The organism is Roseomonas sp. TS2 (genome assembly GCF_058833935.1).
Window position 1 is genome coordinate 1 of record NZ_JCACVY010000206.1, and the last position, 7,206, is coordinate 7,206.

Consider the following 7,206-nt stretch of genomic DNA (forward strand, 5'->3'; position numbering starts at 1 on the left):
GGGCGCCCAGACAAGAGGGGCCGGGGAATGCCTTCCCCCGGCCCCTTCTCATGCCGGCCCTTCCCGGGGTGTCGCCCCGTCAGAAGCCGAAATAGATGCCGGCGCGCGGCGGCGGCCGGTAGTAGCGCGGCGGCGGCGGCGGATAGTAGTAGCGCACCGGGGGCGGGTGGTAGTAGCGGGGCGGCGGCGCGTAGTGGCGCGCGCGCGGCGGCGGCCCGTAGTAGCGGGGGCCATGGCCGTAGCCCCGGCCATGGCCGCGATGGTGGCCCCAGCCACGATGGTCGTGCACCAGCACCACCTCATCCGCCTGGGCGGGAGCGGGCGCGGCGGTGAGGCCGAGCATCAGGCCGGCAGCCGCGAACCCGGCCAGAACCAGTTGACGCGCAGCCGGTAGACGCAAGCCTGGCATGGTTCGGTCCCTCCTCGACATGATACGAGTGTCACGCGGGCCTGGGGCAGAACCGTGGCGGAGGGCGGGCGGCGGTGTGGCCGCCCGTAACCTTCCTGTGTGGTGCGCCGCACCTGCCCGTATGGTGCGCCGCACCGTGCCCGCGTGGTGCGGCGCACCGTGCCCGCGTCGTGCGCACGCACCCTGCCGGGCGCGGCCCCGCGCCTCAGCCCGCGGCGAAGACGCGGGCGAAGATGGTCTCCACGTGGCGGAAGTCGCGCTGCGGGTCGATCGCCTGGTCCAGCGCCGCCGCGTCCAGCTTGCCGGCCACCTCGGCATCGGCCAGCAGGTTGTCGCGGAAGCTGCGGGAATCGGGGCTGCCGAGCGCCGTCCAGGTGGCCATGGCGGCGCGCTGCACGGCGCGGTAGGCGCCCTCGCGCGAGAGGCCGGCCTGGGTCAGCGCCAGCAGCACCTTCTGGCTGTGCACCACGCCGCCCAGGCTCTCCAGGTTGGCCGTCATCCGCTCCGGATAGACGGTCAGCTTGTCGATCATGCCGGTCAGGCGGGCGAGGGCGAAGTCCAGTGTGATGGTGGCGTCCGGCCCGATCACCCGCTCCACCGAGGAGTGGCTGATGTCGCGCTCATGCCACAGCGCCACGTTCTCCAGCGCCGGCAGGGCGTAGCCGCGCACGATGCGGGCGAGGCCGGTGAGGTTCTCCGACAGCACCGGGTTGCGCTTGTGCGGCATGGCGGAGGACCCCTTCTGGCCGGGGTGGAAGTATTCCTCCGCCTCGCGCACCTCGCTGCGCTGCAGGTGGCGCACCTCGGTGGCCAGCCGCTCGATGCCCGAGGCGATGACGGCCAGCGTGCAGAAGAAGGCGGCGTGCCGGTCGCGCGGGATCACCTGGGTGGAGACCGGCTCCACCGTCAGCCCCAGCTTCTCCGCCACGAACGCCTCCACCCGCGGGTCCACCGCGGCGAAGGTGCCGACGGCGCCGGAAATGGCGCAGGTGGCGATCTCGTCACGCGCCGCCACCAGCCGGGCCCGGTTTCGGATGAATTCGGCGTAATGTCCCGCAAGCTTGAGACCGAAGGTGGTGGGCTCGGCATGGATGCCGTGGCTGCGGCCGACGGTGGGGGTGTATTTGTGCTCCTCGGCGCGGCGCTTCAGGGCGGCCAGCAGCCGGTCCAGCTCGGCGATCAGCAGGTCGGCGGCGCGCGCCAGCTGCACCGAGAGGCAGGTGTCCAGCACGTCGGAGCTGGTCAGCCCCTGGTGCATGAAGCGCGCATCCTCGCCGATGCCCTCGGCCATCCAGGTGAGGAAGGCGATGACGTCGTGCCGCGTCTCGCGCTCGATCTCGTCGATGCGGGCGATGTCGGCGGCGGAGATGGCGGCGGCGCGCGGCGCGCCCTTCTCGCGGATGGTGCGGGCGGCCTCGGCCGGGATGGTGCCGAGCTGGCCCATCGCCTCGGCCGCCAGCGCCTCGATCTCGAACCAGATGCGGTAGCGGGCCTCGGGGGACCAGATGGCGGTCATCTCGGGGCGGCTGTAGCGCGGAACCATGCGCGGTCCTCCTGCAGGGGCGCCAGCGGGGCGCCGGCGAGAGCGAAGGCCGGCACACGGACGGCCCGGGAGGGGCGGGGAATGGCCGCAGCACGCGGCGGCGTCAACCGGCCGAACATGTCAAAAATGTCACCTTTCCGACACGAGAGTTGTGTAACGGCAGGTGTCGCTTTATGCGCCGCCTCTCCATCGGGAACGGGAACGGGTTCATGGATTTGGCAGGCTTGATGCCTGAACTGATTGCCCTCGGGCAGGTTCTCTTCATCGACCTCGTGCTGGCGGGCGACAACGCCATCGTCGTCGGCATGGCGGCGGCGGGTCTTCCCTCGGAGCAGCGGCGCAAGGCGATCTTCTGGGGCATCGTCGCCGCCACCGTCATGCGTATCGGCTTCGCGGCCATCACCACCCAGCTGCTGGCCATCGTCGGCATCACCCTGGCGGGCGGCGTGCTGCTGCTGTGGGTCTGCTGGAAGATGTTCCGCGAGCTGCGCGAGGGCGCGGGGCATGGCGGCCAGGACGAGGGGGTGGACGCGATCGAGTCCGCCGATGCCGCCAATCCGGGCGCGCCGCGCAAGACTCTGCGCCAGGCCATCGTGCAGATCCTGGTGGCCGACATCTCCATGTCGCTCGACAACGTGCTGGCGGTGGCCGGCGCGGCGAAGGAGCATCTGTGGGTGCTGGTGGTCGGCCTCGCCATCTCGGTGGTGCTGATGGGCGTCGCCGCCACGCTGATCGCGCGGCTGCTGGACCGCCACCGCTGGATCGCCTGGCTGGGCCTGCTGGTCATCCTCTACGTCGCCATCACCATGATCCTGGGCGGCACGGCGGAAGTGACCGAGGCGGTGCCGGAGGCCTACATGTACCTGGCCCTGCCGCTCGGCTACCTGGCCCTGCCGGGGGTCTTCCCCACCTGGCTCTGGGTCGGCGCCACGCTGCTGCAGGTGGTGGTGGTGACGGTGCTGGTCGCCGCCATCGGCACCAGCATCCGCCAGGCGCTGGAGCGGCAGCGCCACCGCGCGCACTGAGCGCGGCTTCCGCGCAGCGGCCGGGCGCCCCGCAGGGGGCGCCCGCTTTCCGGCGCCGGTCCTCCGGCGCCGTTCTGCTTTCCAGCCTGTCCGGGGTGTCATGACCTGCCGGACAGATACCGGCCCGGCGGATTTCCGACCGCGCCGGCCCGGCCTAGCGTCGCGCCCCTCGTTCCCTGCGGGTGTGCCCGAGCCTCCAGTCTCCGCCGCCCGCTCCTCGCGGAGACGCATTACGGATGGAAGCGCTGACCGGCTCCCTCGGCAGTCTGGCCGAGATCATGTGGCTCAACATCATTCTCTCGGGCGACAACGCCGTGGTCATCGGCATGGCGGCCGCCGGCCTGCCGCCGCAGCAGCGCGCGCGCGCCGTGCTGTTCGGCATCGCCGCGGCGGCGGTGCTGCGCATCGTCTTCTCGGTCTTCGCCAGCATGCTGCTGGCGCTGTGGTGGATCGACCTGGTGGGCGGGCTGGCGCTACTCTACATCGCCTGGAGCTTCTTCCGCGAGCTGCGCCACGAGAAGCAGGCCGAGGACGAGACCGGCCACGCCGTACACGACAAGAGCCTGGCCCAGGCGCTGTGGCAGATCATCGTGGCCGATGTCTCGATGAGCCTCGACAACGTGCTGGCGGTGGCCGCCGTGGCGCGCGCCAACCTGACCCTGCTGATGGTGGGCCTCGGCATCTCCATCGTCATGATGGGCCTGCTGGGCGGGCTGCTGGCCAAGCTGCTGGATCGGTTCAAGATCATCGCCTATGTCGGCGTGGCGCTGATCGCCTATATCGGCGTGGAACTGCTCTGGGAGGGCCTGATCATGGCGAATGCGACGCTCAACCTCGGTCTTGGCCTGCCCGGGGCGGGCCATTGATGCGGGCCGGCCTCGGCCTGGCGCTGGCTGCCCTGCTGGCCGGCTGCGCGGCGCAGCCGGAGGGCGCGGGCGGCCCCGTGGTGGCGCGGCCGGGCCTGGACGCGGTGCTGGCCCGGCTGCCCGACGAGGCGGCCGGCTTCACCCGCGGCATGACCGCCGACATGGAGGCGACCCAGCCCGGCCAGGGCCGCGCGGTGGACTATGCCACCCCCGCCCGGGCCGGCGTCGCGGCGCGCGCCGCCATCGCCTCGGTCATCGTCTATGACAAGGGCCTGCCGCCGCTGCCGCCGGAGACCCCGCCGGCCGTGGTGGAGGCCCAGCTGAGCGAGGGCGTGGCCGAGGCGCTGATGCCCGCCCCCGGCCGCCAGATGGCCGAGGCCGGCCGCCGCGCCCTCGAGGTGCCGGGCGGCGCGCCGCTGCAATGCGCGGTGCTGGACGGCACCTATGGCCGCACGGCGATGTGGCAGCAGCTCTGCGTCGGCGTCGCGGCGGGGCGGTTCCTGAAGGTGTTCATCGCCGTGCCGGTGCGCCAGCGCGACCTGCTGGCGATGGATGCGGACGGCTTCACCCGCGCCATCGCGCAGGCCGCCCGCAACACCGGCGCGGTGCTTCCCACGCGCTGACCGGCCGGGTGGAAGAGGGCCGGGCAGAGGAAGGGCCGGGGGGTTCCCGTCCCGGCTTCCTCCGTCCTACCGCTGCCGCGGCCAGTCCAGCTTCGGCTCGGCGCGCGCCGAGCCACGGCCGCGGCCATCGGGGTAGGCGGCCGGCGGCGGCACCGGCGGCACGATGCGCGGCGCGGCGTCGCGCTGCGCCGGCGTGCGGGCGGCCAGCCCCGGCGGCTCCGCCCAGTCGTCGCTGGCGGCGGCGGCGGCGCGGCGCGCCAGGGCAGGGTCCTGCAGCCGCAGCGCCAGCTCGCGGATCTCGTGCTGGATCTCGTCGAGCTGCACCTCCAGCGCCTCCAGCCGCGGCTTCACGCCGAACACGCTGAAGGGCATCAGCAGGAAGGCGGCGGCGCAGAGCAGGCCCAGCGCCAGCAGCAGCAGCCCCGTCCATTCCGGGAAGCCGGGCAGGGACAGCGCCGTGATCAGGGTACGCATCTCCTCCATGGGGTCAGCCGCCCGTCACGCTCATGTGGCGCCCGACCGCCGGGCGGTTCTGCCGGCGATCGATGACGAAATCATGCCCCTTCGGCTTGCGGGCGATGGCGGCCTCGATGGCCTCGCGCAGCCCGGCCTCGTCCACCGCCGGGTCGCGCAGCACGGCGCGCAAATCGGCCGCGTCCTCCTGGCCCAGGCACATGTAGAGCGTGCCGGTGCAGGTGAGGCGCACGCGGTTGCAGCTCTCGCAGAAATTGTGCGTCATCGGCGTGATGAAGCCGAGGCGCTGGCCGGTCTCGCGGATCGTCATGTAGCGGGCGGGGCCGCCGGTGGCGTAGTCGGTCTCCTCCAGCGTCCAGGTCTCGCGCAGGCGGCGGCGGACCACGGAGAGGGGCAGGTACTGGTCCGTCCGGTCCTCGTTGATCTCGCCGAGCGGCATGGTCTCGATCAGGGTGAGGTCGAAGCCGTGCTCGCCGCACCAGGCGATCATGCGGTCGAACTCGTCCTCGTTGACGCCCTTCATGGCGACGGCGTTGATCTTGACGGCGAGGCCGGCGGCCTTGGCGGCGAAGATGCCATCGAGCGTCTTCTCGATCTCGCCCCAGCGGGTCAGCGCCTTGAAGCGGCCCGGGTCGAGCGAGTCGAGTGAGACGTTGATGCGCCGGACGCCGGCGGCATACAGCCCCTCGGCGTGCTTGGTGAGCTGGGTGCCGTTGGTGGTGAGGGTCAGCTCCTTCAGGCCCCGCGGCCCGATGCGCTCGCCGAGGGAGCGCACCAGCCGCATCACGTCGCGCCGCACCAGCGGCTCGCCGCCGGTCAGGCGGATGCGCTCGACGCCGAGGCCGATGAAGGCGCCGCACAGGCGGTCCAGCTCCTCCAGCGAGAGGATCTGGGCCTTGGGGAGGAAGGTCATGTCCTCCGCCATGCAGTAGACGCAGCGCAGGTCGCACCGGTCGGTGACGGAAACGCGCAGGTAGCTGATCCGCCGTCCGAACGGATCGATCATGCGGGCAACTCCCTTGCTCGGCGGTGAACGGTGCCATGCCCATTTGGGCCGGCGCCCCCCACCGGTGCAAGCCCCTGCCGTGGCTGCTTCAGCCGAGCAGGGCGAATCCGCCGGCCCCCATCAGCGCCAGCAGCGCCAGCCGCCGGTACCAGGCCACCGGCAGGACATGGAACATCCGGGCGCCGACCGGCACGGCCAGCAGCAGCACCGGCAGCATCAGCCCCGTCATGATCAGCACCGGCAGGCCGACCAGCCCGCCCCAGAGCGGCGGGATGACGGCGACGATGCCGATCAGGCCGAAATAGAGGATGAGGTTGGCGCGGTGCTGGGCCACCGCCTCGGGCCCCGAGAGCAGGTAGAGGATGACCGGCGGGCCGGACATGCCGGTGGCGCCCTTCATCAGCCCCGAGACGGTGCCGATGGCGAGGTTCAGCCCCAGCGGCCGCCGCCCGTGGTAGCGCCAGGGGGACATCAGCAGCAGGCCGAACACCAGCACCAGCAGCCCGATGGCGCGGCGCAGCGTGGCGCCGTCGGCCACGAACAGGATGTAGGCGCCGAAGGGCGTGGCCAGGACGGCGGCGCCGCCGAGCGAGAAGATGACGCGCCGGTTGGCCAGGGCGATGGCCTTGGGCAGCAGGTAGGCGGAGACGAACAGCTCCATCAGCAGCATCACCGGCACGCCGACCTTCGGCCCCCACAGGGTGGAATAGACCGGCGCCAGCAGGATGGCGGTGCCGAAGCCGGAATAGCCGCGCATCAGCCCGGCGATAAGGGTGGCCAGCACCGCCACCCCCACCTCCCACGCGCCGAGCAGGCCGGCCGCCTGCTGCCATGCGCCGCTCACGGTGCCTCGTCCACCGGCTCCAGCGCCACCTGCGCGGCGTTGATCAGCAGCTTCCCGGCATGCTCGAAATTCACCGTCACGCGGTCGCCGACGACGGACTGGACCTGGCCGATGCCCCAGTCGGGGCGGTCGGGGTGGCGGACATGCATGCCCGGCTCGAGCGGATTGAACATGACGCCAGGGTGGCCGCCGGAAGGCTTACGGGCTAGGCTGCCATGCAATCACGGATTCGTGAACGGGCCGGAGGATGGCGATGGAAGGCGGAACGAGCCTGGCGCAGGATCTCTGCGCCCGGCTGTGCCACGACATGGTGGGGCCGCTCGGCACCGTCGGCGCGGCGCTGGACCTCCTGGGCGAGGAGCCGGAGGCGCCGGCCCTGGCGCAGGATGCGGCGGCGGAGCTGCGGCGGCGGCTGA

General features: G+C 72.2%; 8 protein-coding genes and 1 pseudogene. 3 read left to right on the top strand and 6 right to left on the bottom strand.

What is annotated here, in order from left to right; all coding sequences use genetic code 11:
- Positions 1 to 79 precede the first annotated feature (79 nt).
- Together ACZJYS_RS21230 and purB are read right to left on the bottom strand one after the other, a co-directional pair.
- Positions 80 to 343 (bottom strand): hypothetical protein, encoded by a 264-nt coding sequence (locus ACZJYS_RS21230; protein WP_109516532.1) that lies wholly within the window; start codon positions 341 to 343, stop codon positions 80 to 82.
- 271 nt (positions 344 to 614) lie between these two features.
- Positions 615 to 1,952: an adenylosuccinate lyase gene (gene purB / locus ACZJYS_RS21235; protein WP_493180237.1), complete on the bottom strand. Its 1,338-nt coding sequence runs from the start codon at positions 1,950 to 1,952 to the stop codon at positions 615 to 617.
- Positions 1,953 to 2,161: 209 nt separating this feature from the next.
- Between purB and ACZJYS_RS21240 the strand changes: the two are divergent.
- The 3 genes and pseudogenes from ACZJYS_RS21240 to ACZJYS_RS21250 form a co-directional block, all read left to right on the top strand.
- Positions 2,162 to 2,869, top strand: a pseudogene (locus ACZJYS_RS21240) (TerC family protein); the annotation flags it as partial.
- A gap of 344 nt (positions 2,870 to 3,213) precedes the next feature.
- Positions 3,214 to 3,843 (top strand): YjbE family putative metal transport protein, encoded by a 630-nt coding sequence (locus tag ACZJYS_RS21245; RefSeq protein WP_493180238.1) that lies wholly within the window; start codon positions 3,214 to 3,216, stop codon positions 3,841 to 3,843.
- Entirely contained in the window at positions 3,843 to 4,466 is a 624-nt protein-coding gene (locus tag ACZJYS_RS21250; protein WP_181378059.1) for a hypothetical protein, read from the top strand. The genes ACZJYS_RS21245 and ACZJYS_RS21250 overlap by 1 nt, the downstream gene beginning before the upstream one ends.
- 66 nt (positions 4,467 to 4,532) lie before the next feature.
- On the opposite strand, the gene ACZJYS_RS21255 is transcribed toward ACZJYS_RS21250, so the two are convergent.
- The 4 genes from ACZJYS_RS21255 to ACZJYS_RS21270 form a co-directional block, all read right to left on the bottom strand.
- Complete coding sequence (locus ACZJYS_RS21255) at positions 4,533 to 4,940, bottom strand: hypothetical protein (RefSeq protein WP_493180239.1); 408 nt, start codon at positions 4,938 to 4,940, stop codon at positions 4,533 to 4,535.
- Between the two features lie 13 nt (positions 4,941 to 4,953).
- Entirely contained in the window at positions 4,954 to 5,946 is a 993-nt protein-coding gene (gene moaA, locus ACZJYS_RS21260; protein ID WP_109516538.1) for a GTP 3',8-cyclase MoaA, read from the bottom strand.
- Between the two features lie 88 nt (positions 5,947 to 6,034).
- The gene (locus ACZJYS_RS21265; RefSeq protein ID WP_245906265.1) at positions 6,035 to 6,790 is read right to left on the bottom strand and encodes a sulfite exporter TauE/SafE family protein; all 756 of its coding nucleotides are present in this window, start codon (positions 6,788 to 6,790) and stop codon (positions 6,035 to 6,037) included.
- The gene (locus ACZJYS_RS21270) at positions 6,787 to 6,963 is read right to left on the bottom strand and encodes a DUF3553 domain-containing protein (RefSeq protein ID WP_109516539.1); all 177 of its coding nucleotides are present in this window, start codon (positions 6,961 to 6,963) and stop codon (positions 6,787 to 6,789) included. The genes ACZJYS_RS21265 and ACZJYS_RS21270 overlap by 4 nt, the downstream gene beginning before the upstream one ends.
- Positions 6,964 to 7,206 lie beyond the last annotated feature (243 nt).

Excerpts from the sequence above, each read along its gene's own strand:
- ACZJYS_RS21230 (WP_109516532.1), bottom strand. The coding sequence starts at position 343 with ATGCTCGGCCTCACCGCCGCGCCCGCTCCCGCCCAGGCGGATGAGGTG.
- purB (WP_493180237.1), bottom strand. The coding sequence starts at position 1,952 with ATGGTTCCGCGCTACAGCCGCCCCGAGATGACCGCCATCTGGTCCCCC.
- ACZJYS_RS21245 (WP_493180238.1), top strand. The coding sequence starts at position 3,214 with ATGGAAGCGCTGACCGGCTCCCTCGGCAGTCTGGCCGAGATCATGTGG.
- ACZJYS_RS21250 (WP_181378059.1), top strand. The coding sequence starts at position 3,843 with ATGCGGGCCGGCCTCGGCCTGGCGCTGGCTGCCCTGCTGGCCGGCTGC.
- ACZJYS_RS21255 (WP_493180239.1), bottom strand. The coding sequence starts at position 4,940 with ATGCGTACCCTGATCACGGCGCTGTCCCTGCCCGGCTTCCCGGAATGG.
- moaA (WP_109516538.1), bottom strand. The coding sequence starts at position 5,946 with ATGATCGATCCGTTCGGACGGCGGATCAGCTACCTGCGCGTTTCCGTC.
- ACZJYS_RS21270 (WP_109516539.1), bottom strand. The coding sequence starts at position 6,963 with ATGTTCAATCCGCTCGAGCCGGGCATGCATGTCCGCCACCCCGACCGC.